This is a genomic window from Pseudomonas laurentiana, assembly GCF_014648275.1.
Taxonomy (GTDB): Bacteria; Pseudomonadota; Gammaproteobacteria; order Pseudomonadales; family Pseudomonadaceae; genus Aquipseudomonas; species Aquipseudomonas laurentiana.
In genome coordinates this window covers 1-525 of the sequence record NZ_BMQU01000196.1, presented here as the reverse complement: position 1 = coordinate 525, position 525 = coordinate 1, and the positions used below count along the sequence as shown (strand labels likewise).

Sequence of the window (525 nt, the reverse complement as noted above, 5' to 3'; positions counted from 1 at the left end):
AACTACAAAAAGGGAAAAATGAATCTCATATTCCAACGAATCACACGTAGAGATATAGATAACACACATAAAGCTAAAGGAATTTCGTAACTAATAGCTTGAGCAGCAGCTCGGAGACCACCTAAAAAAGAATATTTATTATTGGATGCATAGCCTGCTATAAGCAGTCCAAGGGGAGCAATACTTGAAATTGCAATCCAAAAAAAAACGCCTATACTAAGATCAATTAAAACAATGTGGCGACCAAAGGGAATTACTAAATAGCCTAAAAAAATAGGTATCAACACTACCGCTGGTCCAATACTAAATAACCAAATATCCCCCCTAGATGGGATAATATCCTCTTTTAGCAGTAGTTTTATTCCATCCGTCAAAGCTTGAATAATTCCCAAAGGACCGGCGTATTCAGGTCCAATGCGTTGTTGTATTCCCGCAGATATTTTTCTTTCGAGCCATACAATAACTAATACTCCTATCGTAATTCCCAATAGAAGGATAATTATATCAATTAGAATCCATATAGGA

General features: G+C 36.0%; 1 protein-coding gene. It reads right to left on the bottom strand.

Annotated features, from left to right (window positions below):
* Positions 1-2: 2 nt before the first annotated feature.
* Positions 3-525, bottom strand: a 523-nt coding sequence (locus tag IE038_RS25780) for an NADH-quinone oxidoreductase subunit H (protein ID WP_189396445.1), incomplete at its 5' end; no start/stop codon positions are given.